Genomic DNA, 25497 nt, shown 5'->3' with positions numbered 1-25497 from the left:
CGTCCCGCCTTCAGCCTTCGAGCGTCGCCCACATCTCCTGGTCGCGCTGCGCGGTCCAGATGCGCGGATCCCGGAACTGCGTGACCTCGTCGTAGCAGCGGGTGACGTCGAACGGCATGCAGTGGTCGAAGATGACCCAGTGGCCGTACTTCTGCTTCATCAGCGCGAACGTGTCCTTGTAGACCGCGTTGAGGTCCTTGCCCGCGGCGACGCCGGCCTTCACCGACGCATGCAGGTCGGCGATGAACGCCCGCGTGCCGGCCAGGCCCTGCGAGACGGATTCCGGCGTGGTCAGCGCCGCGCCGCGTCCCGGGACCAGCGCCGCCGGCTTCAGCGCGGCGAGGTTGTCCAGCGTCTTCGGCCAGTCGGTGAAGTACGCGTCGCCGGCGTAGGGCGTGGCGTCGAACTCGACCAGGTCGCCGGAGAAGAGGATCTTCTGCTGCGGCAGCCAGACGACCGTGTCGCCCTTGGTATGGCCGCGCCCGAGCTGCAGCAGCTGCACCTCGAGCTTGCCCAGCCACAGGCTCATCGCGCCCTGGAAGGTGATCGTCGGCCAGGTCAGGCCGGCCGGCACGGATTCGACATTGCGGAACAGCCGCGGGAAGCGGCCGATCTCGCTGGCCTTGTCCTGCTCGCCGCGCTCGACGATGAGGTCGTAGGTGTCGCGGCTGGCGATGACGTGCTCGGGCCGGTAGGCCGACGCGCCCAGCACCCGCACCGCGTGGTAATGGCTGAGCACGACGTACTTGATCGGCTTGTCCGTGACCTCGCGGATGCGCCGGATCACGTCCTGCGCCATCACCGGCGTGGCCTGGGTGTCGATGACCATCACCGCGTCGTCGCCGATGACGATGCCGGTGTTCGGGTCGCCCTCGGCCGTGTAGGCATAGGCGTTGTCGCTGAGCTTGACGAAGGAGACCTGCTTCTCCTCGACATCGGCGTGGCTGGCGAACTGCTTGGTCATGGCGTGTCCCGGGCGATTGGCTGGTTGGCTGGAAGGGGAACGGAATTCAACAAAACGGAATCCGTTCGTTGGATGCGAATATAGCTGTGTCGTGGAATTCGTTCAACAATAGCGAAATGAGTACCCAGGATATGACCGACGACGGCCCCGATTCCAATGACCGCGAGGACCGTCGGGGGATCCAGAGCATCGAGGTGGGCGGGCGGCTGCTGAAGGCCGCCGCCGCGCGCGGGCAGCCGCTGCCGCTGAAGGTGTTGTCGCAGGCCGCGGAGATGAGCCCGGCGAAGGCGCATCCCTACCTGGTGAGCTTCTGCAAGCTCGGGCTGATGCGGCAGGACCCGGCGACCGGTTATTACGGGCTGGGGCCGCTGGCGATGGAGATGGGGCTGATCGGCATCCAGCAGATCGATCCGGTGCGGCTGGCGACGGCGCGGCTGGAGGCGCTGGCCGAGGAGATCGGCCAGACGGTGGCGATCGCGGTGTGGGGCTCGCAGGGCGCGACGATCGTGCGCACGGCGGCGTCGCCGGCCGCGGTGCACGTGACGATGCGGCATGGGACGGTGGTGTCGCTGTCGGACACCGCGTCGGGGCCGCTGTTCGCCGCCTACCGGCCGGAGGCGGAGATCAAGGCGATGCTGGCCGACGCGCGCCGCAAGGGACCGACGGACCTGGTGCGCGTGGGGCGGCACGATCCGCCGCAGGCGCTGCCGTCCTGGGCGGAGTTCTCGCGCACGCTGGCGGAGATCCGCGGCCGGGCGCTGCATCGTTCGGTCGGCGGCATCGTCGAGGGCGTCAGCGCGCTGGCGGTGCCGGTCTTCGACAGCGACGCGCAGATGGCGCTGGCGTTGACGGCGATCGGGCCCTCGGGCGCGTTCGACGCCGAATGGGACGGCGCCGTGGCGCGCGGGCTCACCGCGGCGGCGACGGAATTGATGCGGGAGATCGGTGGGCGGTTCCCGGGTTGACGGCGAAGTCAGGCCGGCGGCGAAGCGTCCGGCCCGAGCTCGATCCGCGCCACCGCGTCGACCTCCGACAACACCAGCGTGAAGCGCCAGCCGAAGCGTTGGCAGATGCGTCGCGCGATCAACTGGCCGATGCCGAATCCCGGCGCCGACGGCCGCTCCGGCAGGCGGTTCCGGACGACCAGGGCATCGACCCGCAGGCTCACCTCGATCGGCGCGTCCGCGCCGTGGAAGATCGCGTTCTTCAGCAGGTTGGCGACCAGCACGTGCAGCATCGTCTCCGGTGCGTCGAGCCGCGGCGGCGCCTGTTCGTCGATCGTGAACGCATGCGGCGCCTCACCGCCGCCGAGGTGATGGAACAGCGCGGTCACCCACGCGGTGTCGATGACGACCGGCGCCGACGGCGCCGCGGGACGGTCGGTCGAGAGCCTCAGGAAGGTGTCGATCAGCGCCTGCATGTCCCGCAGGCCGCGGTGCGCGCGCGCCAACGGGCGCACCTGCTCCGGCCGGGCATGCGCCTCCAGGCGCTCCAGCGCGGACTGGATCACCGCGGCCGGCGTGCGCAGCTCGTGGCTGGCGAACTGGGTGAAGCTGCGTTCGCGGTCCAGCACGTCCGCGGTCCGCTGCAGGGCGCTGTTGACCTGCTCGACCAGCGCGATCAGCTCGACCGACGAGCCCGGTGGGATCGCCAGCGGCTCGAGGCTGTCCGGCGCCCGCTCCGCCGCGAGGCGGCCGACGTCCCGCATCGGCGCGGCCACGCGCCGCGTGATGCGCTGGCACAGCCACAGCAGCAGCAGGCCCAGCGGCACCATGCCCATCAGGTACCAGGTGAAGACCTGGTACTCCATCGTCTCGTTGGGCTTGACCTCGGAATGGAACTCGACGACGTAGAACGCCGGACCGCCGTCCACCGAGCGCGCGAGCACGAAGTAGTCTCGCGCGCGATTGCCCAGCTCGAACAGGCCGCGCGCCTCGGGCTTGAGCAGCGCGCGCAGGTGCGCCGGCATCAGCTCGTGGCGCGGATAGACGATGGTGACCGGGTCCAGCCCCAGCGGCGCCCGCAGCGGCGGCTGGGTGCTCCAGTACTCGGCGATGCGCTGAAGCCGGCGCTCGGTCTGCGCCTCCGAGCCCAGCTGCAGCGTGCCGGTCACGAGGAAGGCGTGTACGACGAAGGTCGCCAGCATCAGCGCCAGCAGCGGATGCCACATGCGCGCGAAGAGCGTGCGTGGACGGCCAGAGCGGAAGAAGGGAAGGCGCCGCATCACAAGGCCAGGCAGTAGCCCTGCTTGCCGCAGGTGCGGATGACGGCCGGACCGCCGGCCTGCTGGATGAGCCGGCGCAGCTGGTAGAGGTGCGTGCGCAGCGCATCGCTGGAGGGGCGGTGCTCGTCGCCCCACAGCGCGCTCTCCAGTTCGTCGCGCGAGACCACGCGCGGCGCATGCCGCATCAGCGTGTGCAGCAGGCGGCCCTGCAGCGGCGTGAGCGCGCAGGTCGCGCCGCCGGGCAGCAGCAGCTGGCAGCGGCCGGTGTCCAGCGCGAGGCCCTCGGCCTGCACCAGGCCGGCCCCGTCGGGCACGCGCAGGTGACGCCGGACCGCCGCGCGGATCCGCGCGACCAGCACGCGGGCCTCGAAGGGCTTGACGATGTAGTCGTCGGCGCCGCGCTCCAGGCCCTGGACGATCTGGTCCGCGGCGCCCTGCGCGGTGAGCATCAGGATCGGCGCCCGGAAACCCTCGCGGGGCAAGGCCGAGCAGACCTCGAAGCCGCTGAGCCGCGGCAGGCCGACGTCCAGGATCACCGCGTCGAAGGGCGGCCGCGTCGACAGCGCCAGCCGCAGGCCGTGGTCGCCGTCGCCGGCGTAGTCGGGCTCGAAGCCGTTCTCCTCGAGGGTCTCGAGCAGCGACGCGGCGAGGTCGCGATGGTCCTCGACCAGCAGGATGCGGTCGCGATGGGCGGGAGCGTCGTTCATGGCGGTGGGCGGGCGGTGCCGCGTCGGCGGGCGGGCCGGCGCGCGCCCCGCATTCTGGCAAGAGACCCGTGGCGCCGTCCGATGGCTCGGCCCGGCGGCGCGGGTCGGAGGCGGTCAGAACAGATAGAGGTAGGACAGGCGGGCGCTGTCCTGGCGGCGGCGCTCGACCAACGGGCTGTCCTGGATGGCGTCGCCCAGGCGCGTGGTGCTCAGGTCCAGCGACAGCCGGTGCCGCGGCGCGATCGCGTAGCCGACGCGCAGGCCGAGCTCCAGGTTGGTCGACGCGGCGCCCGCATGCGCGGCGCGCCGCGCGGTCGCCTCCTCGGCGCGCACGCCGTAGTAGTAGTCGACGAACTTGCGGTCGACGCGATGCCCGACCACGCGCGGCGTCAGATCGAAGGCGCCGGCGGAGAAGCGTCGCTCGACGCCCAGGCTCATCCGGGTGCCCTTGCTGTGGCCGCTGGCGTCGCCGAGCACCTCGGCCGACAGCGTGGCCCAGCCCGTCCGCCACGCGGCCGCGCCGCCCAGCCAGAAGCTGGACTTGCGCTCGGCCATGCCCTGCAGGAACGGCGAGTCGTCGGCCTCGTAGCCGTCGCCGGCGTAGCGCAGGCGCAGGCCCGCGGTCCAGGACTCGCGGCCCAGCAGCTTGAGGTCGAGCGTCGGTCCGGCGACGCGCACCCAGCGGTTCTCGTAGACGAGCAGGGGCAGCACCTGCGTCTCGTCGTCGAAGTCGCGGTAGGGCTTGCGGTCGAGGCCGACGGTGAGGCCCAGGCCCCACGAGGAGCCCGTGCTCGACGACGCGTCGGCCTGAGCGGCGGACGAGGCGGTGGACAGGGTGAGCGCGCCCAGCAGGAGGGATAGTCGGCGCATGAGGGGCGTGAGGCGCGGGAGGTGAGGCAAGGGGAACGATGGAGTGGGCATCTTGAAGCTCGCGTGAGGTGAGGGCTGACGGACGAGGGGGTCCGGCGGCGCGATTGGGCGGCGGGGCCGGTGAAGCAACCGTGAGGGACCCGGGCGGCTCAGGGCACGATCGTGTTGGCGATCAGGCCGAGGTACTCGGCGCGCATCAGCACCTCGTCGCCGGGCTGCAGGTAGTGGCCGTCGGCATGCGCTTCCAGCAGCATGCGGTCGACCATCAGGCTCGGCGTGGTCCAGCGCAGGCTGACCAGCCACTGCGTGACGCCGATGAAGAGCTGCCGCGCCGACGGCGGCCGCACGACGACGCCGTCGGTGGTCCCCGACAGGAGGATGGTGCGTGCCGGCAGCGTGCCGTCCGCGGCGATCGGCAGCTTCACCGTGTTGCGGCCCATCGGGAAGGCGAGGTCCCGGCGCGCGAAGGTCTCCTGCAGCATGCGGTCGAGGTCCCAGGTCAGGTCCTTGGGCATCGCGACCTGGCGCAGCCGGTCGTTGACGTGCAGGCGCAGCTCGAGCTTCCTGTGGAAGGTCCGCACGTCCTTCGGGATGACGAACAGCGCGCCCACCGGCATCGCGGGCACCAGCGACTTCGCCGCGGCGAAGGCCAGCCCGGTGCTGACGTCGCCGATGTTGAGGTCGCGCAGCAGCCGGTCGCGGTCGGTGTAGTCGGAGGCGAGCACCAGCCCGAAATGCGAGGGCCGCTCGCCGGGTTTCAGCGCCTGGAGCGCGACGACGCCGAGCTCGATCTCGTAGTCGAGCAGGAAGGTCCGGCTGGGCACCGGCACGTTCCAGGCCTGCGCCGCCAGCAGCTTGGGAAACACGAAGGGGCGCGGGATGCGGGTCTCGCCGGCGTGCGCGGGGTAGGTGCCGCCCATGCCGACCTGCGCCGTCGTGGACGCGAAGGGCACCGCCAGGGCCGCGGCCGGGAGGCTCACCGCGGGGCCGTCCGCCGCGGCGATGGCCTCGTAGTCCGAGCGCTGCCACAGCGTGATGGGATCCGGCTCGCCGCCGCCAGGTTGCGCGGCGGTGATGTCGACACCGGACACCATCCCGTGCTCGTAGCGCGACACGCGCATCAGGCGCAGGCCGGACGCGTCGCGGAAACGCGCGAAGGTGAGCGCTTCACGCAGCGGCGCGATGGCGACGCCGTCGCGCCGGGGGGCCGAGCTCAGCGCCTGCGCGGCGCCGTAGGGCGAAACCGGCGCCGGCTCGGTGCCGTTCAGCGCGATGGCGTAGGCCAGGCCGAACAGCCCGAGCGCGCACCACGCGCCGAGGCCAAGGAGTTTCTTGAGAGGGGGCATGTCGCGCTCCACGATGAAGGAGCGCGCATTGCAGCCGCCGCGCGGTGAAGCGACCGTGAGGCGAGGGCGAGGGCGGGGCCGGAACCGGGAATGGGAAGGGGAAGGGGAAGGGGAGCGGGACTGGGAGCGGGACTGGGAGCGGGGCTGGCCTTCAGCAGCGCTCGCCGGCTCTCAGCCGCCGCAGGCAGCCGCGTTCGCTCGCGCGGTCGTCGTCATTGCCCCAGTACGTCGGCACGTGGTTCCAGACGGGGCCGCCCCAAGGCAGCGCGAGGTTGCGGTACATGCTGGTCACGTAGAAGTAGTCGGCGCGCGATGCCGACAGCGCCGCCTGCATCTGCGCCTGCGTCGCGGAGTGGACCAGCACCCAGGTCTTGACGTTCATCGAGGCCGCGAGCGTCTGCACCGTCCCGTTGATCGCGTCCGCCGACGCGAGGTGGTCCGCATAGGCGGCCTCCTGCACGACGACGTGTTCCCCGCCATGCGCCGCGCGGACGAAGCACCCGTTGGCACCGGGGCGGCCCGCCTGCCACACCATGGTGCCGCCGACGCCGGCCTCGGTGAGCAGGCCCCGCACCTTCTCCCACTTCGCGAGCGTGCCCGCGCAGGCCTTGGCGTCGTCCACCGTCGGGCCCTCGTGCGCCGCCTGGGCGAAGAAGTAGCCGTCGACGCCGCCCAGCGCCGTGGCGTAGGCGCTCAGTTCGGCGGGGATCGCCTTGAAGCGCAGCTGGTCGTCGTTGGCGCTGCCGTCATGGCCGGTGGGCACGTAGCCGAGCACCTTGCCGCCCTGCGCGCGGATGCTCGCGATCACGGCCTTCCAGCTGGCGACCTGGTCCCGGCCGAGGCCCGAGGCGCCGTCGGCGGGATTGATGACGACCAGGCTGCCCGAGGGGATCCGTCCGCGGTAGGCGCTGGGGTCCTTGTCCCAGTAGGCGAGCATGCCGAAGCCGCCCGGTGCCGCGAGCGCCGACCCCATCGGCAGCGCCAGCGCCGCGGTGATCGTCACCATGGCAGCCGCGACGATTGACGCCGCTGGACGGGCTGGCCGACATCCGCCGTCCACGGCCGCGATCGACGCGACCGGCCGTTGGGCGATGAGGGACGGCGAGCGGACTGTCTGCATGTCTTCTCCTGCGGGAGCCGGAACGGCGCCGATCATCGCGCGGGCGCAAAGGCCCGAAGGATCCGAGGGCCTCGCGCGCGGCGCGCTCAAGCCGCCGCGGGCGGCACCAGCGAAAACATGTGGGCGTCCGCCACGACGCCGTTGACCTGCAGCCGGTTGCGCAGCACGCCCTCGTAGTGCGCGCCTGCCTTGCGCGCCACGGCTTGGCTGGGCTCGTTGCCGACGGCCACGACGATCTCGATGCGCTGGATCTTGAGCGTGCCGAAACCGAAGCGGCTCAGCGCGCGCACCGCCGCCGACGCGACGCCCCGGCCCTCGCACGACCGGCGCACCCAGTAGCCGAGGTTGCACAGCGGGTGCATGACGTTGAAGTGGTTGAGCCCGCAGCCGCCGACGAAGGCGCCGGTCTCGCGATCGAAGATGCCGAGGTCGTAGGACGTGCCGGCGGCCAGGTTCTGGGTGCAGCGCGCGAACCAGGCGGCGCCTTCCTCGACGGTGTAGCCCGCATGCGCGAAGCCCATCCAGCGGCCCACGGTCTCCTCGGATTCCCGCACGCCCGCGACGAACTCGGACAGGTCCTCGGGCCGGTAGGGGCGGAACACGAAGGCGCCTTCGTGCAACGGCTCGAAGGCCGGGCGCTCCGGCGCGTCGTCTTCCCAGACCTCCGGGGCCAGCTGCTTCGCGCAGGCCAGCATCGATCGGTTGTAGCGCGACAGGCGCGGCGCGAGCGTCGCCAGCGCCAGGCCGGCCGCCTCGTTGCCGCGGCCTTGCGCGGCATAGGTGAGGGCCAGCAGCGCGCGAGCCTCGTCATGCAGCGGCCGGTCGTTGCCGGACTGCAGGTGATGGGTGAGCTCGCCGACGAGCAGCGCCTCGCTCTCCTCGAGCCGGTCCAGCCAGCGCAGCGTGCTCGCCAGCTGGATCACCGCGCGCGTGCGGCGATAGGGGTCGAGCTGGCCGCTCTCGAGCGCGGCGCGGTAGAGCGGCTCGGCCTCGGCTTCGAGCCCCGCCGTGTCGCGGGCGCAGGCGCGCTCGAACAGGGCGCGGCCGTCGGTCGCGGGACGCTCGGCGGCGAGCGCGTCGATCGCGGCGACGAGCTGGTCGCCGGCCAGGTCCGGGGCGCGACGCCAGACGTCGTCGATGCGCAGGGTCCAGGCGTCGTGGAGCGGGGCGGGCGTGGTCATCGGGGCAGTCTAGCGACCGCTTTCAGGAGGTGCCGGAAGTCTGCAGGACCGCCATGGCGACCGTGGCCAGCGCCATCGCGGCGGTCGCGAGCCAGCCCAGCACGCGCCAGACCGGCGGCATGCGCAGTTCGCCGACGATCTTCGGATGCGAGGCGGCGATCATCACCGCCACCATGATCGGGACCGAGATCACCGCGTTCACCACGGCGGACCAGACCAGCGCCTTGATCGGGTTGATGCCCGCGAGGCTGACGGCGAGTCCGACCAGCATGGCGCCGCTGAGGATCGCGTAGAAGGCGCGAGCGGACTGCGGCGGGCGGTCCAGGCCGCGGCGCACGCCGGCGAGCGTCGCCACGGCGTAGGCGGCCGAGCCGGCCAGCACCGGCAGCGCGAGGAAGCCGGTGCCGACGATGCCGGCGGCGAAGAGCACGAAGGCGAACTCGCCGGCGATGGGCTTGAGGGCGGTGGCGGCCTGGGCGGTGGTTTCGATGTCGCGGATGCCGTGGGCGTGCAGCGCGGCGGCGGTCGCGACGATCATGAAGAAGGCGATGGTGTTGGAGAAGCCCATGCCGACCAGCGTGTCGGTGCGCAGGCGCCGGAACTGCGCGGCGGCCTGCTCGGGCGCGACGGCCAGGGGGCGGTCGGCGTCGATGCGGCGGATCTCTTCGGCTTCCTGGCTGGCCTGCCAGAAGAAGAGGTAGGGGCTGATGGTGGTGCCGAGGATGGCGACGAGGGTGGTGGCGTAGTCCCGATCCCAACGCAGGGTGGGGAGCACCAGCGACTTCAACGCGAGGGCCCAGTCGGCCTGCGCCGCGAAGCCGACGCCGACATAGGCGAGCAGCGACAGCGTGAGCCACTTGAGGAGCTTCACGTAGCGCTCATAGGGCAGCCAGATCTGCAGGAGGAGGGAGACCAGGGCCATGGCGATGACGTGGGCGCTGGCGGGGCCGCCGATGGCGAGGTGCATGGCGTCGCCCATGGCGGAGAGGTCGGCCCCGAGGTTGATGACGTTGGCGAGCACGAGCAGCGAGACCAGCGCGACGACGAGCCAACGCGGACAGAGTTTGGCGAAGGTTTCGGTGAGTCCTTTGCCGGTGATGCGTCCGATGCGGGCGCTGGCGAGCTGGATGCCGACCATGAGGGGGAAGGTGAGGAGGATGGTCCAGCTGACGGCGTAGCCGAACTGGGCGCCGGCTTGGGAGTAGGTGGCGATGCCGCTGGGGTCGTCGTCGGCGGCGCCTGTGATGAGTCCGGGTCCGAGCTTGGACCACCAGGGAGGCTGGACGTGTTTCGGTGCCTTCATCCCGCCCCCCAGGCAACCGGAATGCCCGAACGAACAACGGCCGTCTCGGAAACGGGCATGGCCGGGGCCGGCGACGAAGTCGAGCCTTCCATGACTGACCAGGCGCGTTCTGTCTGACCGGAGCGAGCCGAAGGTGAGCGCAGGGAGTTGAGCGCCGAGGCTCGACGGGAGTCGCCGGCCCCGGTCATGCTCGTTGGCGCTGTTGGTGGCGCAGTCGGCCTATGCCGAGCCTACTGGCCCAAGCCGGGCCTACTGGTCGAACCTGAGGTGTTCCACCGGAAGCCGAGGCGCCTCCCACGCGTAGTGGGGGTGGAGCACATTGCGGGCATCTTGCCGCCCGTCCCACCGCAGGTGCATGAGTTCCGCGAGCGTCCACCCGGCCCAATCGGCGCGGAACGGGCGAGCGGCGGTGGCTGGATCGAAGCCCGCGTCGCCGCGCCAAAGGAGTGTCGGGATGCGATACCCCGCCGCGGTTCCGGGGCTGTGCCCCGCGTGCACGATGGTGTGTCCGACCTCCTGTCCGTGGTCGGAGAGGAACATCCAGGCGGCCCGTCCATGGGCGGGCTGGTGCTGGCGGGTGAGGCGAAGCGACTGGGCGACGACGCTGTCGTGGTACTGGATGGCGCCGTCGTAGTCCTGGCGGAACTCGCGCAGCCAGGCGGGTTTGCCGGCGCGTGCCATGTCGGCGTCGATGGTGTCGTTGACGTGGTCGAACGGGTGATGGCCGGGCGGCATGCGCAGCCGGTAGTGGGGGTGGGCGCCGAGCAGATGGACGACGATGAGCTTGCGCGGCGCGGGATCGACGAGCGCTTCCTCGAGGCAGTCGAGGAGTTCCCCGTCCAGGGAGATGGTGGAGCGCCCGGGTCGGCGGTTGATCATCTCGATCTCGTCGGCGAGGCGCGCGTGCTGCTGGTCGACGGCGACGTCGTCGTGGTTGCCCATCCACCAGACCTTGTAGCCCGCGACGCGCGCGAGCGCGAGGAGGTGCTGCGCCTGGCCGGCCGGGTCGTCCTCGTCGCGTTCGCCGAAGCTGAACAGGCCGCTGAGCGAGGCCACCGTGCCGGCCTTGGCGGACCAGGCGTGGCGCAGGGTGAGCAGGCGGGAGGTTTCCTCGTCGCGCAGCGCCGCGAGTTGCGGCGTCGTGGGACGCGCGTAGCCGTAGAGGCTCATGTTGTCGCGGTTGATGCTGTCGCCCAGCACGAGCACGACCGTGGCGGGGCCGTCGGTGGTGATCGCCGGCGACGCGGCGCGCGCGTTGCGCATCAGCTGGTCGCGCTGGGCTTGCTGGTCGGACCAGATCGCGCGCAGGTCGGCGACCTGCTGCGTCCATTGCGGCCAGAACAGCAGCGGGTGGTGGCGGCGCCAAGGCTTGCTCAGGTGGGCGAGGGCGCACAGGACCAGCACGGCGACGAGCGCGATCCGCCAGCGCCGCGACAACGCGCGTTCGCCGCGCCCGGCGGCCGAGATCGCCGCGCCGGTCAGGAGCAGCAGGACGACCAGGGCGCCCGCGCCGGCCGCCATCGCGGACCGCTGCGCGTTCAGGAACTCGGCGGCCTCGCGCGGCGTCGTGTTCGCGACGGCGCCGAGCACCAGCGAGCTGTCCGGCGCCGCCTGGTAGTGCGCGAGCAGCCAGGTCCGCACCGCGCCGTCGAGCAGGAAGGCGGCGATGACGATGAACACGACGATCCCGCGCGTGCGACGCCAGAGGGCCGTCGCGATCGGCCATCGCAGCCACAGCAGCGCGGGGAGCGCCAGCATCGCGACCTGAGCGCCGCGCCGCCCGTCATGACCCAGCGCGATCGCGGCGGCGCATGACGCGCCAAGGAACACCATCGCGAGCCAGGACGGCATCGCGGACCGGAGAGGAATCGAAGGGAGCATCAACGCGCGGGCCGGAAACGGAAGCGGCGCGAGTCTAGGAGCGCGCCGCCTTTCCCACCTGCGCTTCGTCGAGGCCGGCCCGGAGGTTTTTGCGGCGACCCTCGGGGCCGCCGGCGCTCACAGCATCGGGCGCAGCACCTTCCAGACGTTGTCCAGCATCACCGGATGGGCCTTGGCCAGCGGATGGATGCGGTCGCCCTGGAACCAGTCCGCCGAATCGGCGCGGTCGGCGATGCCGGCCAGCAGGAAGGGCAGCAGCGGCACCTTCTCTTCCTGGGCGACGGTCTTGAAGCTGTTCTCGAAATCGCGCCCGTAGCTCGCGCCCATGTTCGGCGGGATCTGCATGCCGACCAGCATCACCTTCGCGCCGGCCGCCTTGCCGGCCCGGACCATCGCCTGCAGGTTCTCGCGGGTCATCTTCAGCGGCAGCCCGCGCAGCGCGTCGTTGCCGCCGAGCTCGATGACCAGGTGCGTCGGCCGATGCTGCTGGAGCAGCGCCGGCAGCCGCGAGCGGCCGCCCGACGTGGTGTCGCCGCTGATGCTGGCGTTGACGACGTCGGCGCCGAGCTTCTGGGCCTTCAGCCGCGCGTCCAGCAGCGCGACCCAGCCGCTGCCGCGGGCCAGGCCGTACTCGGCCGACAGGCTGTCGCCGAGCACCAGGATCCGGCGCGTGCCCGACGCGGCGCCTTCGGCGCGGCCTTGCGCCGCGACAGGCCGGGACAGGGTCCCCGCGGCGGCGAGGGTCACGACACAGGCGCTACAGTGCACGATCCATTCACGGCGGCGCATCTGCGGTTGATTCATGGTTCAGAACATCCTCGAAGTCGATCACGTCAGCAAGTCGGTCCAGGATGCCGACGGCGTGCTGACCATTCTGCATGACATCAATTTCCAGCTGCAGGCGCGGGAGTCCGTCGCCATCGTCGGCGCATCGGGCTCCGGCAAGAGCACGCTGCTGTCGATCCTGGCGGGCCTGGACACGCCCAGCGAGGGCACCGTGCGCCTGCGCGGGCAGGACATGTTCGCGCTGGACGAGGACGGCCGCGCCGCGCTGCGCGGCGCGCACCTGGGCTTCGTGTTCCAGAGCTTCCAGCTGCTGGCCCACCTGACCGCGCTGGAGAACGTGATGCTGCCGCTGGAGCTGCGCGGCGAGCGCGACGCCCGGGGACAGGCCAGGCAGATGCTCGAGCGCGTCGGGCTGGGGCAGCGGCTCTCGCACTACCCGCGCGTGCTGTCGGGCGGCGAGCAGCAGCGCGTCGCGCTGGCGCGGGCCTTCGTGCAGCAGCCGGCGCTGCTGCTGGCCGACGAGCCCACCGGTAGCCTGGACTACGCCACCGGCGAGCAGGTGATGGCGCTGATGTTCGAGCTCAACCGCGAGCTGGGCACGACGCTCGTCATGGTCACCCACGACAACAGCATCGCCGCGCGCTGCGAGCGGCAGCTGAAGATCTCGGCCGGCCATCTGCAGGACATCACGATGGCCGACCTGCCGGCCTGAGCTCAGGCATGGCGCGGCGGGAAGGCCGCGCCGGCGCTCAGACGCGCAGCGCGCGCTCGCGCAGGCGGCGTCGGCGCTCGTAGCGGATCACCGCCCACCAGCCGACATAGACGATCGCGTACAGCGACAGCCCGAGCAGGATGCCCGCCAGCGGCAGGCCCGCCAGCAACGGCGTGCCGAGCTCCGACAGCCACTGGCTGATCGCGTGCCACCAGCTGGTCGGATCGCTCCAGTTCAACGCCAGCTCCTTGGGCGCCGAGATCGGTCCATGGATGCCCAGCACCTGGCGGCCCAGGAAGATCGCCAGCGTCCAGATCGGCACCAGCGTCAGCGGATTGGTCAGCCAGGTCGCGGCGATCGCCGCGGCGACGTTGGCGCGGCACACGATGGCCACGAGCGCGGCCAGCAGCATCTGCGTGGGCAGCGGGATCACGCCCACCGCCAGTCCCAGGCCGGCGCCCAGCGCCACGCGCCGCCGGTGCGCGACCCACAGCCAGGGCCGATCGCGCAGGTAGTGGCCCAGCCATTTCAGCCCCTTGGTCTGTTCCAGGGATTCGGGCGAGGGCAGCAGCCGTCGGGCGAGTCGGGAAGCCGTCATGAAGGAGTCAAGTGGGCACGGAGGCCGGAAAAGAAAGAGCGGGGCGGATGTGAAAAGCCCGCGCGGCTGAGATCAGCGGCGCGGGCCTCGCAGGTCGACGGGACCGGGATCAGTTCGCGGAGAACTTGTAGTCCGTCTTGGCCTTCGTGCGCAGTTCCTCCTGGAACTCCGCGACCTTCTGCTGCTGCATGCGCTGGATGATCTGGGCCTTGACGTCGTCGAAGGCCGGGAACTGCTGCGGACGCGACTCTTCGAGCTTGATGATGTGGAAGCCGAATTGCGACTTCACCGGCTCCTGCGTCATCTCGCCCGGCTTGAGCTTGGCCATCGCGGCGCTGAACTCAGGCACGTAGGCGTCCGGCGCGGACCAGCCCAGGTCGCCGCCGTTCTGGGCGGAACCGGTGTCCTTGGAGTTCTTGGTCGCGACGTCCTCGAACTTCGCGCCGCCGTTGAGCTGCTTGATCAGCGCCTTGGCGTCGTCTTCCTTCTCGACCAGGATGTGACGCGCGTGGTATTCGTTGCCGGTGGCTTGCGCCTTGAACTTGTCGTACTCGGCCTTGGCGTCGGCGTCGGTGATCGGGTTCTTCTTCGCGTAGTCGGCGAAGAGCTCGCGGATCAGCAGCGACTGGCGCGCCAGTTCCATCTGGTTCTTGTAGTCGTCGGTCTTGTTCAGGCCGCGCTTCTCGGCTTCCTGCAGGAAGATCTCGCGCAGGACGACCTCGTCCTTGACCTTGGTTTCCATCTCCGGGCTGCGCGGCTGGCCGGCCTTGGTGATCTGGCTGATCAGCACGTCGGCGCGGGCCTTGGGCACCGGCTTGCCGTTCACGATCGCGATGTTCTGGGCCATGGCCGGCAGGGCCACGGCGCCGATGGCCGCCACGGCGGCGGCAAGCACAAACTTCTTCATGGATTAAGGGCCTTTCGACTCCCGGGTGAGCGTGAACGCTCCAAAACAAAGCGCCGGCAGGCGGCGCTACTGAGGACCAGAGTTCTGTTGTTCGTCGGGCGCGCGAGCATCGATGGCCAGCGCGTGAATGCCCTTCTGCATCAGATCGGCGAGGGCATCATATACGAGCCGATGTCGCGCGACCCTGGGTAAACCGGCAAAGCGCGGGCTCACGATTTCGAGGTAATAGTGGCCGCCCTCCCGGGCGCCGGCGTGCCCCGCGTGGTGCGCGCTGTCGTCGCGCAGACGCAGCGAGACGGGCTCGAGCGCGGCCTGCAGCCGGGCCTCGATCGCCGCCGACGGCGTGGCCGCCGGATTGGTTTTCCCCGAGGGAGTTCCGTGCCCGCTCATGGCTTGCGCTCCTCGGCCGGGGCTTCGCTTTCCTGCGGCAGGTGGCGGCTCATGTAGAGCCCCTGGCCCAGCGTGAACAGCAGGATCAGCCCGGTCGAGCCGAAGGCCTTGAAGTTGGCCCAGGCCTCGGTGCTGTAGGCGTAAGCGACGTAAAGATTCGCAAAACCCATCGCCGCGAAGAACGCGACCCAGGCCCAGTTCAGCCGCGTCCAGACCGGATCGGGCAGCGGGAGCTCCGCGCCCAGCATCTTGCGCAGCAGGTTCTTGCCGAGCACCACGTGGCTGATCAGGAAGGCGGCCGAGAACGCCCAGTACAGCATCGTCGGCTTCCACTTGATGAAGGTCTCGTTGTGGAAGTAGACCGTCGCGGCGCCCAGCGTGACCACCAGCCCGAGGCTGATCCACAGCATCAGGTCGACCTTGCGGCCGCGGATCTTCAGGTAGAGCACCTGCGCGATGGTCGCCAGCATCACCACGATCGTGGCGAGCAGCACCGGGGCCTCGGTCGGGCCGACCTTGCCGCCGGACACCAGGAAGCCCAGGTGCTCGGTGGCGAAGGCCGCCGCCCAGTCCGGCTGTCCGTCGGCGTACTTGAACGTCACGAAGAACAGCAGGAGCGGCAGGAAATCGAGCAACAGCTTCATTCGGAATCAGCAAACAGCAGCGCTCAGCGCTGGGGCTCGAAGTCTATCGCGGCGGAATTGATGCAGAACCGCTCGCCCGTCGGTTCCGGGCCGTCGGGAAAGACGTGGCCGAGGTGGGTGCCGCACTTGTTGCAGCGCACCTCGACACGGACCATCCCGTGCGTCGAGTCGACGACGCGCTCCACCACCTCGGCGTTGATCGGCTCGTAATAGCTGGGCCAGCCGCAGCCGGCGTCGAACTTGGTGTCGGCCTGGAACAGCGGCGTGCCGCAGCCGACGCAGTTGTAGCGGCCGGCTTCCCAGTGGTCCCAGTACTTGCCGGTGAAGGCGCGCTCGGTGGCGGCATGGCGGGCGACCTGGTACTGCGTCGGGTCGAGTTGCTCGCGCCATTCGGCATCGGTCTTGTGCACCGGGTAGGCGGTGTCGCGGTCGCGGTCCACGTCGGAGGCGGCTTGGATGAACTTGTCGTAGCGGCTCATGATGAACAGGAAACCTCCAGCGTTTGCGCCCAGTCGGGCGGGAAATCGGCGTCCGACGCCTGCGCGGGTTCGTCGAACGGGCGGCGCAGCACGTCCAGCAGCCGGCGCGTCTCGTCGAAGTCGCCGGTCTCGGCCCGCTGGATCGCCGTCTCGGCCAGGTGGTTGCGCAGCACCACCGCCGGGTTGACCGCGTCCATGCGGCGGGCACGGGTCGCAAGTGCGTCCGCCGGCTCGATCTTCAAGCGCGCCGCGTAGCGCGCGGCCCAGGCGTCGAAGGCGTCGCGGTCCAGGAACAAATCCCGGATCGGCGCCTGAGCGGCGGCATCCAGCGGCAGGGCGGCGTCGAAGCCGGCCAGGCGACGGTGCGCGATCGTGTAGTCGGTCCGGTGCGCGGCCAGCAGCCGCAGCCAGTCGTCGATCAACGGGCCGTCCTCGCCGCGCTCGTCGACCTCGGCGCTCAGGCCGAGCTTGGCGCGCATCGCGCCCAGCAGCGCGGCGCCGAAGCGCTCGCGGTAGACCTCCAGCGACTCGACCAGCTCGTCGCCGGCCGCCTCGGCGTCGGTGTCGACACCGGGCATCAGCGGCAGCAGCGCCTGCGCCAGCGCATGCAGGTTCCAGAACGCGACCTGCGGCTGGCGCGCGAAGGCGTAACGGCCCTGGTGGTCCGAGTGGTTGCAGACATGGCCTGGGTCGAAGCCGTCCATGAAGCCGAACGGGCCGTAGTCGATGGTCAGGCCGAGCATCGACATGTTGTCGGTGTTCATCACGCCATGCATGAACCCGACCGCCTGCCATTGCGCGACCAGCTCGGCCGTCCGCGCGGCGACCTGGGCCAGCGCGGCGGTGACCGGGTTGGGCGCGTCGACGCAGTCGGGCGCGTGGTGGCGCAGGAAGAAGTCGAACAGCTCGCGCGTGCGCGCTTCCATGCCGTGATGGGTGAAGTGCTCGAAATGGCCGAAACGCAGGAAGCTGGGCGCGACCCGCGTGACCACGGCGCCGGTCTCGACGCGCTCGCGCTGGACCTTCAGCGCGGTCGAGCCGGTGATCGCCAGCGCGCGGGTCGTCGGGATGCCCAGCGCGGCCATCGCCTCGGAGCAGAGGAATTCGCGGATGGACGAGCGCAGCACCGCGCGGCCGTCGCCGCGGCGCGAATAGGGCGTCAGGCCGGCGCCCTTCAGCTGGAGCTCGAAATGCCCGTTCGGGCCGTCCACGCCGCCGAGCAGCAGTGCGCGCCCGTCGCCGAGCTGGCCGGCCCAGACGCCGAATTGGTGGCCGCTGTACACGGTCGCCAGCGGCCGCATGCCGGGCAGCGGCGCGTTGCCGCTGAAGGCCTCGAGCATGCCGGGGCGCGTCCACCAGTCAGCCGGCAGGCCGAGGAGGGCGGCGCAATCGGGGCTGGTGGCGACCCAGTGCGGGTCGGGCAATCCGGTGCCGGGAAGTTCGGTGAAGAAGTCGGGACCGAGGCCGGCGAAGCGGTGGGTCCAGGAGAGCTCCGGCGGGGAGAAGGGAGCGTTCATCCGGGGAGTTTAGCGACCGCTCCATGGCCCTGCGGCGCATGGGGACGCGCGCGCCGGCGCTTGGCGGGCCGGCGCCGCGAGGCTCAGGGACGCAGGTCCAGGCTCATCAGGTCCTTGGCGCAGTAACGGCCGTCGGACAGCCGGATCGCGCGCGGCAGGTGGCCGTAGCGGGTGAAGCCCGCCTGGCGGTACAGCGCGATCGCCGGCCGGTTGCCGGCAGTGACGCTCAGCGTCACCGTCTCCAGCCGCGGCTCGCGGCGCAGCAGCGCCAGCGCCTGCTCCAGCAGCCGCTTGCCGATGCCCCGGCCGCTGAAGCCGTCGTCGACCATCATCCCGATCAGGTGCGCGATGTGGCGCACCTTCTGGCGGCCCTCGTGCTCGCAGGTCAGCGCGCCCACCAGGCGCTCGCCCTGCCACGCGCCCAGCGTGAACAGCGACTTGCCGCCCGCCTGCGGATGCAGCCGCACGCGGTAGCTCGAGGCCTCGCGGGCGCGCTCGGTCTCGGCGTCGGAGGTGAAGGCCTGCTCATGGCGCGCGAGCATCGCGTCGCGCAGCGCCTTGTAGGCGGGCAGGTCGCGCTCGGTCAGCAGGCGCAGCGCGATCGTGGTGCTGGCGTCGTTACCGGAGACGTTCGAGTCGCTCAAGCTCGCTCCTGTCGTTGATGTTGGCGAAGGCGGTGTCGTCGCCCGGTCGGTCGAACGCGACGCGCGCCAGCGGCAGGGTGTCGAGCCAGCGTTCGACGCGCCGTTCCCCGGCGCGCAAGGCCGCCTCGAGCGCGTCCCGGTGCCGGGCGTGGACCAGGCTCGCGAGCGGCTGGCTGCGCAGCGGCTCGCCCGGCGCCTCGCGGCCCAGCGCCATCGCCGCCGACTGTCCGGGCGCCAGGCCGCTGGCCAGCCGCGCGAGCAGGTCGGCCGGCAGCCAGGGGCTGTCGCCGCTGGCCACGAGCAGCCAGTCGCCGTCGCCCGGGTCCTCGCCGCCGCGAGGCCGGGTGGCGAGCGCGTTCAGCCCGGCGAGCACGCCCGCGAGCGGGCCGGGGAAGTCGGGCAGCGGATCGGTGAGGACCGGGTGACCCAGCCGGCGGTAGTCGTCCAGGTGGCGATTGGCGCTGATCAGCACGCGGCCGTCCGTCTGGGGCGCCAGGCGCTCGAGGACATGCGCGACGAGCGGTCGTCCCTGGAAGGGCTGGAGCGGCTTGTCGACGCCGCCCATGCGGGTGGCGCGGCCGCCGCAGAGGATCAGCGCGGTGGCGCGCATCAGCCGCCGATGTAGTGCATCTCGACGCGGCGCGCCGAACCGGACTCGGCCGCCGGCAAGCTGGCCCGCAGCTCGGAATAGCGGTCGCCGCGCCGCGTCCAGAGCGCGCCCAGCGCGGCGGCGATCTCGTCGTCGGTGCGCGGGTCGTGCTGGGCGTCGCCGCGCAGCAGCGCGCGCAGGTCGTGGCCGTCGCCGGCGAACAGGCAGGTGTAGAGCCGGCCTTCGGTGGAGAGCCGCGCGCGGTTGCAGTCGCCGCAGAAGGCCTGCGTGACGCTGGAGATCAGGCCGATCTCGCCGCTGCCGTCGGCATACCCCCAGCGGGTCGCGGTCTCGCCCTCGGCGGCCGGGGCCAGCGGCACCAGGTCCGCCTGCTCGCGCAGCCGCGCGAGCACCTCGGACGACGGCAGCACCTCGTCCATGCGCCAGCCGTTGCTCATGCCGACGTCCATGTACTCGATGAAGCGCAGCACCACGCCGGTGCCGCGGAAGTGGCGCGCCATCGGCACGATCTGGTCGTCGTTGGTGCCGCGCTTGACGACCATGTTGACCTTGATCGGCGCCAGGCCCGCCGCCTGCGCGGCCTCGATGCCGCGCAGCACCTCGGCCACCGGGAAGTCGACGTCGTTCATGCGGCGGAAGACGGCGTCGTCCAGCGCGTCCAGGCTGACGGTGACGCGCTGCAGCCCGGCGGCCTTCAGCGCCGCGGCCTTGCGCGCGAGCAGCGAGCCGTTGGTCGTCAGCGTCAGGTCCAGCGGCCGGCCCTCGGGCGTGCGCAGCGCGGCCAGTTGGGCGATCAGCGCCTCCAGGTTGCGGCGCAGCAGCGGCTCGCCGCCGGTCAGGCGCAGCTTGTGGATGCCCAGGCCGGCGAAGACCCGCGCCAGCCGGGTGATTTCCTCGAAGCTGAGCAGCTCGCGATGCGGCAGGAACGGGTAGTCCTTGTCGAACACGTCCTTGGGCATGCAGTAGCTGCAGCGGAAGTTGCAGCGGTCGGTCACCGAGATGCGCAGGTCGCGCAGCGGCCGGCCGCGCGCGTCCAGCCACGGGCCGCTGCGCGGCGGCGGCAGCGGATGCGGCACGGGAGGCGTCCGCCCTGCCTGGCGCAGGTCGAGCAGCGGAATCACACCATCGGTCATGGGTCGGGATTGTGCCGCCGACGGCCCGGCCTGATCGGAGCAGGGGCTCGCGGGCCGGACTGTCTCGTGAATCGGACACGGCCTGCCCTTCGTCACCCTGTAGGACTTATCACTTGCGGCGCGCCGCCCCCGGGGGTCGAATCGCGGACATGAGCTTGACCCCCACGACCGTGGTCCACGCGGACCTGGCCAGCTTCGTCTCCTTCGGCGAGGCCCTCACCGACATGATCCGCGTCGGCCACGATCTCTGGCACAGCCGCAGCGGCGGTTCCCCCTGGAACGTGGCCGTGGCGATGTCGCGCCTGGGCCAGCTCAGCGCCTTCGCCGGCGGCCTCAGCAAGGACCCGTTCGGCCAGGCGATCTGGCAGGCCAGCGCGGATGCCAGCCTCGACCTGCGCTTCATCCAGCAATTCGCCAAGGCGCCGCTGATGGCCTACGTCCACAGCGTCGAGCCGCCCGAGTACGCCTTCGTCGGCGACGACAGCGCCGACCTGCATTTCCGCCCGCACGCGCTGCCGGCCGGTTGGCGCCGGGCGCTGCGCTGGGCGCATTTCGGCTCGATCAGCCTGACCCGCGAGCCGCTCGCCGCCCGGCTGATCGCGCTGGCCGAGTCGCTGAAGGACGAGGGCGTGCGCCTGAGCTACGACCCCAACTACCGCATCTCGATGGACTCGCGCTACGACCGCACGCTCGAGCGCATGTGCCGCCTGGCCGACGTGATCAAGGTCTCCGACGAGGACCTGCGCGGGCTGTTCCGCAGCCGCGACCACCACCTCGGGCTGGCGCAGATCTCGGCCTGGAACCCGCGGGCGATCGTGATGCTGACGCTGGGCGAGCGCGGCGCCCAGCTGTTCCACCCGAAGGCGGACCTCAGCGCCTCGCCGCCGGTGATGGACGGCGTGGTCGACACGATCGGCGCCGGCGACGCGTCGATGGCCGGGCTGCTCTACAGCCTGATGAACGGCCCGACCCAGGATCCCGAGGAACACCTGCGCTGGGCCGTCGCGGCCGGCGCCGCGGCGTGCGCGGGCGGCGGCGTGCACGGGCTGTCGGCCGGCCGGGTGAGCGCGCTGATCGACCGGGTGGAGATCAGGAAGGCCGAACTGGCCTGAGCCGGCGTCCGGCGATCCCGGGCGCGGCGGCGACACCCCACGAAAAAAGCCCCCGCGCCGTCGCCGGGCGGGGGCCTGCGGGCAGGGCGCCGACGGCGCCCCGCGCGGGCGGATTACTGGTAATCCGGCTGGGTCAGCTGCGGGTCGAAGGGCAGCGACAACTGGGTCGCGACTTCCTTGCCGACGGTGCCCGGCGAGGCCAGCGGGGCCGCGCCGCACAGGCCGGTGGCCTTCTTCTGGATGGACCAGATCATGGCGCCGTCACGCGGATTGCGGTTGGGGCCGGCGTACTCGCGCACCGCCTTCATCAGCCGCTCGACCGAGTAGGGCTTGTCCACGTTGTTGCCGTACTGGTCCTGCAGGACCTTGGAGCCCACGCACTGCGCGTCGGCGTCCTTGACCACCAGCATGGCGCCGGCCCAGCTCTCGGGCGCCGGCTGCAGGCCGGGCGAGACGATGGTCTTGGCCGGGAACAGCGCGCGGTTCTCCTGGTAGGCCAGCACCGGGTCGTAGCGCTCGAAGCGGGCGTCGTAGGTCATGACGTTGATCATGTCCAGCGCGGCGATCGCGTCCGGATGCTGCTTGGCCAGCACGCGTTCGCGGCCGGCGCTGCCGCCCCAGTACGACACCTTGCCGTTGCACGCCGGGTCGCCGGCGGTCGCGGCGATGCAGTCCGCGCCGGTCGACCAGGTGGCGGCCGTCAGCAGGCGGTCGCCGCCGGCCAGCTTCACCGCGTTGCGCATCGCGCGGATCGCGTTGGCGTAGCGCGGCACGTCGCCGTCGGCTTCGTAGTCCACGTCCAGGCCGTCGAAGCCCAGGTCGTTGATGACCTTGGCCAGCGCCGTCGTGATCGGGCCCGATCCGGCCGCGCCTTCCGCCGCCAGCGGCGACCAGTTGTGATACGTCGCGCCGCCGACGGCCAGCAGCACCTTGATGTTGCGCTGCTTGAGCACCGCGATCGCGTCCTTCACGTCGCTGGGCTTGCTGTTGAACTGGATGCCGCTGCCGGTCCAGTCATTGGCGGCCAGGCCCTTCCACTGGAAGTTCGGGTCGGCAAACGAGACCATCACATGGGTGTAGGTGGCCGGCATGCGGGCGAAGTGGCTCGACGCGTAGATCTCCGCCGGCGTCTTGCCCGTCGTGGAGAACCAGGGCGCCGACCACGTCATGTAGTAGCCGGTGTAGGCGCGGCCGGTCTGGTCGGCGATCGGGCCCAGGTCGCCGGTCGCGGGCGGTTTCACCGGCGGTTGCGTCACGGGCGGTTGGGTGACCGGGGGCTGCGTGACCGGCGGCTGGGTCACCGGGGGTTGCGTGACGGGCGGTTGGGTGACCGGCGGCGTCGTGCCGCCGCAGGCGCTGGCGGCGACCTGGGTCCAGGGCTGGCCGGAGCCGGAGGGGCCGTTGGCGGTCGACGGGTTGGCCTGAGTCCACCAGTTGGCGCGGTAGGCCTGGCCGCCGAGCGCGGCGAACTGGCCGCCGACGTAGGTGGCGCTCGCCTCCCAGGCGGGGCAGTGGCCCACCGACGGCGGGGTGGTGGGCGGCGTCGTGACGGGGGGTTGCGTGACCGGCGGTTGCGTCACCGGCGGCTGGGTGACCGGCGGCGTGGTGCCGGCGTCCGAGACCAGGACCCACAGCGAGGTGGTCGTCGGATTCCAGTTGGAGCTGCTGTAGTTGACCTGGTTGACCAGGGCCTTGTAGACCTTGCCCTGGTAGGAGACGAGGTCGCCGGCGCGGTAGAAGGTGTCCTGTTGCCAGGCGGGCGCGGCGGCCATCGCCGCGGTGGTGACGGTCGCGAGCACGGCCGAGGCGAGCCACGACTTGAGGGTGCGGGGACGGTGGAATGCGAGAGGCACTGTGGGTCTCCTGGTTGAAGAACCCGCATCCTCGGGAGTGGCGCTCGACGCGGGAATGACCCGGATGACAGGGGTGTGGCCCCGGTGATGGCCCATCGAAGTGGGTGCCGCTGACATCAAGTGGTTGTCCGGCGAACATCGCTTGATCGCCATCAACCGGGGCGCGGGCTCACTGGTACTCGGGCGCGGTCAGCTGGCTGTCCTCGGACAGCGAGAACTGGCGCGACACCTCCTGGCCGAGCATGCCCGGCGAGGCGACCGGCGCCGCGCCGCAGCGGCCGGAGGCGCTCTTCTGGATGGCCCAGAGCATCGCGCCGTCGCGCGGATTGCGGTTCGGGCCGGCGTACTGGCGCACCGCGTTCAGCAGTGACAGCGATCGCTGGCCGATATTGACCATCGCTCGGCGCCAGGCCGACCTGAATCAGCCGGTCTCCGCCTGACGCTTGACCGCGATCAACGGCTCCACCTCGCCGGTCTTCAGGCGAGGGCGGTCCGCCTCTTCCTCGGCCAGCGGCTGCACCTCGACCAGGCTGGCCTGGCAGCGCCGGGTCAGCGCCTGGTAGGTCTCGGTCCCGGCGCGCTTCCAGCGGATCTCGTCCTCGGTCAGCGGGCGCACGACCTTGGCCGGCAGTCCCGCGACCAGCGACTTCTCCGGCAGCTTCAGCCCCGCCCGCACGAACGCGCAGGCCGCGACGATGCTGTACGCGCCCACCTCCGCCTCGTCCATCACCACCGCGTTCATGCCGACCAGCGCGTCATGCCGCACGACGCAGCCATGCAGCACCGCGCCATGGCCGACATGGCCGTTCTCCTCGACCACCGTGTCCGAGTCCGGAAAGCCGTGGATCACGCAGGTGTCCTGCACGTTGGAGCCTGCCATCAGCCGGATCCGGCCGAAGTCGCCGCGCAGCGACGCGCAGGGGCCGACGTAGCAGCCCGGTCCGACGATGACGTCGCCGATCAGCACCGCCGTCGGGTGCACGTGGGCGCTGGGATGGACGACCGGTGACAGGCCGTCGATGGCATAGCAAGGCATGGAATCCTCTCCAGTTAGGTGGTAACCCTAGGTTTCCCACCTTGTTTTGTCAGCCGATGGCTCGTAGTATCTACCGACCGGTCGGTAAATAGAAGCCGATCAATAGAAGCTGAAAAGCTGAATCCATCGACGGCCGAGGAGACAAGCCGAATGAGCACCGCCCCCACGACCCCCGCGTCCTCCGACACGCCCGCCGGCGACAGCCCGCTGCTGATCGGCAGCGAAGGCGCCGTCCGCGTCCTGACGCTGAACCGGCCGCAGGCGCTGAACGCCTTCACGACCGGGTTGCTGAGCCAGCTGCGCATCGCGCTGGACGACGCGGCGAAGGACGAGTCGGTCCGGGCGGTGCTCATCACCGGCGCCGGGCGCGCGTTCTGCGCCGGGCAGGACCTGTCCGATCCCCACATCAAGCCCGAGTTCGACGAGACCACCGGCGCGGTCGACCCCCACCGCAAGCCCAAGGCCAAGGACATCGGCAACCTGCTGGACCATTACTACATCCCGCTGGCGCTGCGCCTGCGCAGCATGCCGGTGCCCACCGTGTGCGCGGTCAACGGCGTGGCCGCCGGCGCCGGCGCCAACTTCGCGCTGGGCTGCGACCTGGTGCTGGCGGGGCAGTCGGCCTCCTTCATCCAGGCGTTCTCGCGCATCGGGCTGGTGCCCGACTGCGGCGGCACCTGGCTGCTGACGCGGCTGGTCGGCCGCGCGCGGGCGCTGCAGCTGGCGCTGCTGGGCGACAAGCTGAGCGCGGCCGACGCGCAGGCCTGGGGCCTGATCGCGCGCTGCGTCGCCGACGCCGAGCTGCAGAGCGAGGCGATGCAGCTCGCGCAGAAGCTCGCCAAGCTGCCCACCGCGGCGCTGGTGCACACGCGCCAGGCGATCGACGCGTCGATGGACCTGGAGTTCGAGGACGCGCTCAAGCTCGAGGCCAAGCTGCAGAGCCAGCTCGGCTACGCGCACGATTACCTCGAGGGCGCCGCGGCCTTCCTGTCCAAGCGCGCGCCGGTGTTCAAGGACCGCTGATGAGCGAGGCCCTCGATCCCCAGCGCGTCGCGGAAGCCGTCCGCGACACCATGTTCGCCAACGACCGCGCCTCGCGCGGCCTGGGCATGCGCATCGACGCGATCGGCCCCGGCAGCGCGACGCTGTCGATGACGGTGCGCGAGGACATGCTCAACGGCTTCGACATCTGCCACGGCGGCTTCGTGACGACGCTGGCCGACTCCTGCTTCGCCTTCGCCTGCAACTCGCACAACGAGGTGACGGTGGCCTCGGGCTTCGCGATCGACATCGTCGCGCCGTCCCGGCTGGGCGACGTGCTGACGGCGCGCGCCGACGAGACCGCGCTGGCCGGCCGCACCGGCGTCTACGACATCCGCATCACCAACCAGCGCGACGAATTGATCGCGGTCTTCCGGGGCCGGTCCTACCGCATCAAGGGCAAGCCCGTGGTGCCCGAGCTGGCCGCCGGGCGCTGAGC

The 25497-nt window shown here is 71.2% G+C and carries 27 protein-coding genes; 5 read left to right on the top strand and 22 right to left on the bottom strand.

The window, feature by feature from the left end; translation table 11 throughout:
• Positions 1-10 precede the first annotated feature (10 nt).
• Complete coding sequence (locus N5D62_RS07310; protein ID WP_279757004.1) at positions 11-964, bottom strand: MBL fold metallo-hydrolase; 954 nt, start codon at positions 962-964, stop codon at positions 11-13.
• Positions 965-1080: 116 nt separating this feature from the next.
• Here N5D62_RS07310 and N5D62_RS07305 point away from each other — a divergent pair, with 116 nt between their 5' ends.
• Entirely contained in the window at positions 1081-1929 is an 849-nt protein-coding gene (locus tag N5D62_RS07305) for an IclR family transcriptional regulator (protein WP_279757003.1), read from the top strand.
• A gap of 8 nt (positions 1930-1937) precedes the next feature.
• Here N5D62_RS07305 and N5D62_RS07300 read toward each other — a convergent pair whose 3' ends face one another.
• The 9 genes from N5D62_RS07300 to N5D62_RS07260 form a co-directional block, all read right to left on the bottom strand.
• On the bottom strand, positions 1938-3134 hold the full coding sequence (locus N5D62_RS07300; RefSeq protein ID WP_279757002.1) for a HAMP domain-containing sensor histidine kinase: 1197 nt from the start codon (positions 3132-3134) through the stop codon (positions 1938-1940).
• A gap of 53 nt (positions 3135-3187) precedes the next feature.
• On the bottom strand, positions 3188-3895 hold the full coding sequence (locus tag N5D62_RS07295; RefSeq protein ID WP_279757001.1) for a response regulator transcription factor: 708 nt from the start codon (positions 3893-3895) through the stop codon (positions 3188-3190).
• A gap of 114 nt (positions 3896-4009) precedes the next feature.
• Entirely contained in the window at positions 4010-4765 is a 756-nt protein-coding gene (locus tag N5D62_RS07290) for a MipA/OmpV family protein (RefSeq protein WP_279757000.1), read from the bottom strand.
• 149 nt (positions 4766-4914) lie between these two features.
• Positions 4915-6111 (bottom strand): fumarylacetoacetate hydrolase family protein, encoded by a 1197-nt coding sequence (locus N5D62_RS07285; protein ID WP_279756999.1) that lies wholly within the window; start codon positions 6109-6111, stop codon positions 4915-4917.
• Positions 6112-6262: 151 nt separating this feature from the next.
• Entirely contained in the window at positions 6263-7117 is an 855-nt protein-coding gene (locus N5D62_RS07280; protein WP_279756998.1) for a spherulation-specific family 4 protein, read from the bottom strand.
• A gap of 200 nt (positions 7118-7317) precedes the next feature.
• A complete protein-coding gene (locus N5D62_RS07275; protein WP_279756997.1) occupies positions 7318-8412 on the bottom strand; it encodes a tetratricopeptide repeat protein in 1095 nt (364 codons plus the stop codon).
• Positions 8413-8434: 22 nt separating this feature from the next.
• The gene (locus N5D62_RS07270) at positions 8435-9715 is read right to left on the bottom strand and encodes an Nramp family divalent metal transporter (RefSeq protein WP_279756996.1); all 1281 of its coding nucleotides are present in this window, start codon (positions 9713-9715) and stop codon (positions 8435-8437) included.
• Between the two features lie 249 nt (positions 9716-9964).
• A complete protein-coding gene (locus N5D62_RS07265; protein ID WP_279756995.1) occupies positions 9965-11566 on the bottom strand; it encodes a phosphoethanolamine transferase in 1602 nt (533 codons plus the stop codon).
• A 147-nt stretch (positions 11567-11713) separates the two neighbouring features.
• Positions 11714-12400, bottom strand: a complete 687-nt coding sequence (locus tag N5D62_RS07260; RefSeq protein ID WP_279756994.1) for an arylesterase — start codon at positions 12398-12400, stop codon at positions 11714-11716.
• Between N5D62_RS07260 and N5D62_RS07255 the strand changes: the two genes are divergently transcribed.
• Entirely contained in the window at positions 12399-13094 is a 696-nt protein-coding gene (locus tag N5D62_RS07255; protein WP_279756993.1) for an ABC transporter ATP-binding protein, read from the top strand. The two genes, N5D62_RS07260 and N5D62_RS07255, sit on opposite strands and share 2 nt — an antisense overlap.
• 37 nt (positions 13095-13131) lie before the next feature.
• Here N5D62_RS07255 and N5D62_RS07250 read toward each other — a convergent pair whose 3' ends face one another.
• The 9 genes from N5D62_RS07250 to moaA form a co-directional block, all read right to left on the bottom strand.
• Positions 13132-13692: a DUF2062 domain-containing protein gene (locus N5D62_RS07250; RefSeq protein WP_279756992.1), complete on the bottom strand. Its 561-nt coding sequence runs from the start codon at positions 13690-13692 to the stop codon at positions 13132-13134.
• Positions 13693-13801: 109 nt separating this feature from the next.
• On the bottom strand, positions 13802-14599 hold the full coding sequence (locus N5D62_RS07245; RefSeq protein ID WP_279756991.1) for a peptidylprolyl isomerase: 798 nt from the start codon (positions 14597-14599) through the stop codon (positions 13802-13804).
• A gap of 66 nt (positions 14600-14665) precedes the next feature.
• The gene (locus N5D62_RS07240) at positions 14666-14989 is read right to left on the bottom strand and encodes a BolA family transcriptional regulator (RefSeq protein WP_279756990.1); all 324 of its coding nucleotides are present in this window, start codon (positions 14987-14989) and stop codon (positions 14666-14668) included.
• Positions 14986-15633: a septation protein A gene (locus tag N5D62_RS07235; RefSeq protein ID WP_279756989.1), complete on the bottom strand. Its 648-nt coding sequence runs from the start codon at positions 15631-15633 to the stop codon at positions 14986-14988. Before N5D62_RS07235 ends, N5D62_RS07240 begins: the two co-directional genes overlap by 4 nt.
• 23 nt (positions 15634-15656) lie before the next feature.
• Complete coding sequence (gene msrB, locus N5D62_RS07230) at positions 15657-16112, bottom strand: peptide-methionine (R)-S-oxide reductase MsrB (protein ID WP_279756988.1); 456 nt, start codon at positions 16110-16112, stop codon at positions 15657-15659.
• Complete coding sequence (locus tag N5D62_RS07225; protein ID WP_279756987.1) at positions 16109-17629, bottom strand: protein adenylyltransferase SelO family protein; 1521 nt, start codon at positions 17627-17629, stop codon at positions 16109-16111. Before N5D62_RS07225 ends, msrB begins: the two co-directional genes overlap by 4 nt.
• A gap of 83 nt (positions 17630-17712) precedes the next feature.
• A complete protein-coding gene (locus N5D62_RS07220) occupies positions 17713-18273 on the bottom strand; it encodes an N-acetyltransferase (RefSeq protein ID WP_279756986.1) in 561 nt (186 codons plus the stop codon).
• Entirely contained in the window at positions 18248-18883 is a 636-nt protein-coding gene (gene mobA, locus N5D62_RS07215) for a molybdenum cofactor guanylyltransferase MobA (RefSeq protein WP_279756985.1), read from the bottom strand. The genes N5D62_RS07220 and mobA overlap by 26 nt, the downstream gene beginning before the upstream one ends.
• Positions 18883-20016, bottom strand: a complete 1134-nt coding sequence (moaA, locus tag N5D62_RS07210; RefSeq protein WP_279756984.1) for a GTP 3',8-cyclase MoaA — start codon at positions 20014-20016, stop codon at positions 18883-18885. The genes mobA and moaA overlap by 1 nt, the downstream gene beginning before the upstream one ends.
• Before the next feature lie 149 nt (positions 20017-20165).
• Here moaA and N5D62_RS07205 point away from each other — a divergent pair, with 149 nt between their 5' ends.
• A complete protein-coding gene (locus N5D62_RS07205) occupies positions 20166-21128 on the top strand; it encodes a carbohydrate kinase (protein WP_279756983.1) in 963 nt (320 codons plus the stop codon).
• Positions 21129-21241: 113 nt separating this feature from the next.
• On the opposite strand, the gene N5D62_RS07200 is transcribed toward N5D62_RS07205, so the two are convergent.
• From N5D62_RS07200 to N5D62_RS07190, 3 genes are all read right to left on the bottom strand, one after another.
• Positions 21242-22981 (bottom strand): glycosyl hydrolase family 18 protein, encoded by a 1740-nt coding sequence (locus N5D62_RS07200; protein ID WP_279756982.1) that lies wholly within the window; start codon positions 22979-22981, stop codon positions 21242-21244.
• Positions 22982-23150: 169 nt separating this feature from the next.
• Positions 23151-23378 carry a hypothetical protein gene (locus N5D62_RS07195; RefSeq protein WP_279756981.1) on the bottom strand — a complete coding sequence of 76 codons (228 nt, stop codon included), beginning with the start codon at positions 23376-23378 and terminating at the stop codon, positions 23151-23153.
• Positions 23379-23402: 24 nt separating this feature from the next.
• The gene (locus N5D62_RS07190) at positions 23403-24017 is read right to left on the bottom strand and encodes a phenylacetic acid degradation protein PaaY (RefSeq protein WP_279756979.1); all 615 of its coding nucleotides are present in this window, start codon (positions 24015-24017) and stop codon (positions 23403-23405) included.
• A 150-nt stretch (positions 24018-24167) separates the two neighbouring features.
• On the opposite strand from N5D62_RS07190, the gene N5D62_RS07185 reads away from it, so the two are divergent.
• Together N5D62_RS07185 and paaI are read left to right on the top strand one after the other, a co-directional pair.
• Positions 24168-25040, top strand: a complete 873-nt coding sequence (locus tag N5D62_RS07185) for an enoyl-CoA hydratase-related protein (RefSeq protein WP_279756978.1) — start codon at positions 24168-24170, stop codon at positions 25038-25040.
• Positions 25040-25495, top strand: coding sequence for a hydroxyphenylacetyl-CoA thioesterase PaaI (gene paaI, locus N5D62_RS07180; RefSeq protein ID WP_279756977.1), 456 nt, complete (start codon positions 25040-25042; stop codon positions 25493-25495). Before N5D62_RS07185 ends, paaI begins: the two co-directional genes overlap by 1 nt.
• Positions 25496-25497: the final 2 nt, after the last annotated feature.

Origin of the sequence: Mitsuaria sp. GD03876, from assembly GCF_029840635.1 — a bacterium.
GTDB lineage: Bacteria > Pseudomonadota > Gammaproteobacteria > Burkholderiales > Burkholderiaceae_C > Roseateles.
Note: the sequence above shows the minus strand (reverse complement) of the source record. Positions and strands in the feature narration are given on the sequence as shown.

Bases quoted from the DNA above. Each gene is read 5' to 3' on its own strand.
- N5D62_RS07310 (WP_279757004.1), bottom strand. From the start codon at position 964: ATGACCAAGCAGTTCGCCAGCCACGCCGATGTCGAGGAGAAGCAGGTC.
- N5D62_RS07305 (WP_279757003.1), top strand. From the start codon at position 1,081: ATGAGTACCCAGGATATGACCGACGACGGCCCCGATTCCAATGACCGC.
- N5D62_RS07300 (WP_279757002.1), bottom strand. From the start codon at position 3,134: ATGTGGCATCCGCTGCTGGCGCTGATGCTGGCGACCTTCGTCGTACAC.
- N5D62_RS07295 (WP_279757001.1), bottom strand. From the start codon at position 3,895: ATGAACGACGCTCCCGCCCATCGCGACCGCATCCTGCTGGTCGAGGAC.
- N5D62_RS07290 (WP_279757000.1), bottom strand. From the start codon at position 4,765: ATGCGCCGACTATCCCTCCTGCTGGGCGCGCTCACCCTGTCCACCGCC.
- N5D62_RS07285 (WP_279756999.1), bottom strand. From the start codon at position 6,111: ATGCCCCCTCTCAAGAAACTCCTTGGCCTCGGCGCGTGGTGCGCGCTC.
- N5D62_RS07280 (WP_279756998.1), bottom strand. From the start codon at position 7,117: ATGGTGACGATCACCGCGGCGCTGGCGCTGCCGATGGGGTCGGCGCTC.
- N5D62_RS07275 (WP_279756997.1), bottom strand. From the start codon at position 8,412: ATGACCACGCCCGCCCCGCTCCACGACGCCTGGACCCTGCGCATCGAC.
- N5D62_RS07270 (WP_279756996.1), bottom strand. From the start codon at position 9,715: ATGAAGGCACCGAAACACGTCCAGCCTCCCTGGTGGTCCAAGCTCGGA.
- N5D62_RS07265 (WP_279756995.1), bottom strand. From the start codon at position 11,566: ATGCCGTCCTGGCTCGCGATGGTGTTCCTTGGCGCGTCATGCGCCGCC.
- N5D62_RS07255 (WP_279756993.1), top strand. From the start codon at position 12,399: ATGGTTCAGAACATCCTCGAAGTCGATCACGTCAGCAAGTCGGTCCAG.
- N5D62_RS07260 (WP_279756994.1), bottom strand. From the start codon at position 12,400: ATGAATCAACCGCAGATGCGCCGCCGTGAATGGATCGTGCACTGTAGC.
- N5D62_RS07250 (WP_279756992.1), bottom strand. From the start codon at position 13,692: ATGACGGCTTCCCGACTCGCCCGACGGCTGCTGCCCTCGCCCGAATCC.
- N5D62_RS07245 (WP_279756991.1), bottom strand. From the start codon at position 14,599: ATGAAGAAGTTTGTGCTTGCCGCCGCCGTGGCGGCCATCGGCGCCGTG.
- N5D62_RS07240 (WP_279756990.1), bottom strand. From the start codon at position 14,989: ATGAGCGGGCACGGAACTCCCTCGGGGAAAACCAATCCGGCGGCCACG.
- N5D62_RS07235 (WP_279756989.1), bottom strand. From the start codon at position 15,633: ATGAAGCTGTTGCTCGATTTCCTGCCGCTCCTGCTGTTCTTCGTGACG.
- msrB (WP_279756988.1), bottom strand. From the start codon at position 16,112: ATGAGCCGCTACGACAAGTTCATCCAAGCCGCCTCCGACGTGGACCGC.
- N5D62_RS07225 (WP_279756987.1), bottom strand. From the start codon at position 17,629: ATGAACGCTCCCTTCTCCCCGCCGGAGCTCTCCTGGACCCACCGCTTC.
- mobA (WP_279756985.1), bottom strand. From the start codon at position 18,883: ATGCGCGCCACCGCGCTGATCCTCTGCGGCGGCCGCGCCACCCGCATG.
- moaA (WP_279756984.1), bottom strand. From the start codon at position 20,016: ATGACCGATGGTGTGATTCCGCTGCTCGACCTGCGCCAGGCAGGGCGG.
- N5D62_RS07205 (WP_279756983.1), top strand. From the start codon at position 20,166: ATGAGCTTGACCCCCACGACCGTGGTCCACGCGGACCTGGCCAGCTTC.
- N5D62_RS07195 (WP_279756981.1), bottom strand. From the start codon at position 23,378: ATGGTCAATATCGGCCAGCGATCGCTGTCACTGCTGAACGCGGTGCGC.
- N5D62_RS07190 (WP_279756979.1), bottom strand. From the start codon at position 24,017: ATGCCTTGCTATGCCATCGACGGCCTGTCACCGGTCGTCCATCCCAGC.
- N5D62_RS07185 (WP_279756978.1), top strand. From the start codon at position 24,168: ATGAGCACCGCCCCCACGACCCCCGCGTCCTCCGACACGCCCGCCGGC.
- paaI (WP_279756977.1), top strand. From the start codon at position 25,040: ATGAGCGAGGCCCTCGATCCCCAGCGCGTCGCGGAAGCCGTCCGCGAC.